Origin of the sequence: Sphingomonas sp. CCH9-F2 (assembly GCF_001556735.1) — a bacterium.
Lineage (GTDB): Bacteria > Pseudomonadota > Alphaproteobacteria > Sphingomonadales > Sphingomonadaceae > Sphingomonas > Sphingomonas ginsenosidimutans.
This window is the reverse complement of the sequence record NZ_LSJO01000616.1, coordinates 1-2,287: the sequence shown is the minus strand read 5'-3', so window position 1 is coordinate 2,287 and position 2,287 is coordinate 1. Positions and strand designations below refer to the sequence as shown.

The following is a 2,287-nucleotide window of genomic DNA, read 5'->3' as shown; positions in this document are numbered from 1 at the left end:
CGGCAACGGGGGCGGCCCCCGTGGCCCCGCCGTTGCCGCCGCTGCCGGTCGTCTGGGGGCAGGCGCGGTCGATCCCGTTATGGCCGAAGGGCGCGCCCGGATCCGGCTTCACCCGCCAGCCGGCCGAGCCGGGCGACACCATCTATATCCGCAATGTCGCCGCGCCCGACCTGCGCGTGTTCCGCCCGCGCGAATCGAACGGGCGCGCGCTGCTGTCGATTCCCGGCGGCGCATACCGGCTGGTGTCGATCGTCAACGAGGGCGTCGACGTCGCGGCGCGGATGACGGCGAAGGGCTATACCGTGTTCGTCCTCACCTATCGCCTGCCGGGCGAGGGCTGGGCCGACCGCGCCGACGTGCCGTTGCAGGACGCGCAGCGCGCGATGCGCGTGATCCGATCGGTCGCGGGCGAATATGGGTTCGACCCGGCGCAGGTATCGGTGGTCGGCTTTTCGGCGGGCGGGCATCTGGCCGCGTCGCTGGCGACCGGTTTCGCCGAGCCGCTGGCGCCGGGCGTCGACGCGATCGACCGGCTGGACGCGCGTCCGGCGACCGCGGCGCTGATCTATCCCGTGATCTCGCACGCGGCGGGGATCGGCCATGCGTTGTCGACGCAATTGCTGCTGGGCGATGCGCCGGGCGCGGCGCTGGTCGAGCGGCGCTCACCCGCGCTGCACGTGACGGCGCAGACGCCGCCGACCTTCCTGGTCCATTCGCTCGACGATCCGGCGGTGCCGCCGGAGAACAGCCGGATCATGATGCGCGCGCTGGAAGCCGCCAAGCGCCCGGTGGAGGCGCATTTCTTCCAGGAGGGCGGGCACGGCTACGGCACCGGCGACCCGGCGCTGCCCGCGCATTACTGGCCCGACCTGCTGGCCGCCTGGATCGCGCGTCAGCCGCGCTGAGCGCGCGCCGGTGCGCGGGCGCGCGCAGGTGCCGGCGCGGGGCGGGGGCGGCTGAGCAGCCAGCGCACCGGCGCCAGCACGCGCGCGGCGTCGAACGACAGCGCCAGCACCACCGCGATCCCGGCGATCGACCCGCCGACCAGGAACCGGATGATCCGTTCCCCCGCGAGCGGCCCGGCGGCGCGCGTGAACGCGACCAGCAGCAGCGCGGCCGCCGCGAGGCGCAAGGCGCGGACCTGGCCGTGGGTGGCGACCCCGGCGTCGCGGCGATGGCGATGCGCGGTCGCGGCGAGCAGGACGAAGGCGAGCGCGGCGGTCAGGATCGTATCAGGCATGGGCGACCTTTCGGGCGGAACGGCGGACGGGGGCGGCGGGGATGCGCGCTGCGCGGCGGCTGGCGAAGGCGAGCGCGACGGCCATCGCCGCCATCGCGGAATCGAAGGCGAGGAACAGCGGATCGCCCGCCGCCAGCCGCGGGGTGGCGAGCGCATCGACGATCGGGATCGCGGCGAAGGCGAGCGCGCCGAGCGCGAACAGATCGCGCCACGCCAGCCGCGGCGGGCGCGCGCATTGCAGCAGTGCGGCGGCGCCCCAGGTCCAGAACATCGCCGCGACCTCCGCATCGGCGCGGCCCGGCATGCCGGCGGGCAGCAGCCGGTTGGCGAGCAGGAACGCCGCCATCCCCAGCGGCAGGCCGGCGATGATGGCGATGTTGAGCCGCTCGACCAGCCGCAGCCCGAAGAAGGGCGCCGCGCCCGGCCGGCGGCGCGCGGCGGTCCACAGCAGCAGCCCGGTGCCGACCATCGCCACGCCGCTCAGCCCCAGCACGAACAGCGTCCAGCGCAGCGCCGGGCCGGCGAACTGCGCCATGTGCAGCCCCAGCAGCACGTTGGCGGTGGTGATCGCAGCGCCGGGGGGCGCCGAGGCCGACAGCAGCCGGCCGGTCGTGCCCGAATAGGTCGCGCTGACGCCGCGGGCGGCGACCGACGCGCCGTTGCCGCGCGTGACGGTGACGGTCGCCGCGGCGTCATTGGGGTGGCTGACGACGAGACGCCCCGCCGCGCCGCCCAGCCGCCGTTCGGCGTCGCGCACCAGCGGCGCGATGGCGACCAGCGGCGCGGGGCGCCCGGTCGGCTCGACATCGGCGGCCAGGCCATAGGCTTCCTGAGCGAAGCGCGCGGGCTGCGGGTAATTGGCGACGATCGGCCAGGGCATGTACATCACCACCAGCGTCACAAGGCCGGTGTAGGTGATGACCGCATGGTACGGCAGCGCCAGCACCGCGCTGACATTGTGCGCGTCGAGCCAGCTGCGCTGCCCCTTGTTCCAGCGCAGCGTGAAGAAATCGGCGAAGATGCGCTTGTGCGTGACCACGCCGGAGA

The 2,287-nt window shown here is 74.7% G+C and carries 3 protein-coding genes; 1 reads left to right on the top strand and 2 read right to left on the bottom strand.

Going from position 1 to position 2,287, the window contains the following annotated elements:
* Positions 1-905, top strand: a 905-nt coding sequence (locus AX685_RS17165) for an alpha/beta hydrolase (RefSeq protein ID WP_082741049.1), incomplete at its 5' end; no start/stop codon positions are given.
* On the opposite strand, the gene AX685_RS17160 is transcribed toward AX685_RS17165, so the two are convergent.
* Positions 893-1,240 carry a hypothetical protein gene (locus AX685_RS17160; RefSeq protein WP_066490763.1) on the bottom strand — a complete coding sequence of 116 codons (348 nt, stop codon included), beginning with the start codon at positions 1,238-1,240 and terminating at the stop codon, positions 893-895. The genes AX685_RS17165 and AX685_RS17160 overlap by 13 nt on opposite strands.
* Positions 1,233-2,287, bottom strand: a 1,055-nt coding sequence (locus AX685_RS17155) for a PepSY-associated TM helix domain-containing protein (protein ID WP_066490760.1), incomplete at its 5' end; no start/stop codon positions are given. The genes AX685_RS17160 and AX685_RS17155, both read right to left, overlap by 8 nt.

Coding starts and splice junctions, on each gene's coding strand:
- AX685_RS17160 (WP_066490763.1), bottom strand. CDS start 1,240: ATGCCTGATACGATCCTGACCGCCGCGCTCGCCTTCGTCCTGCTCGCC.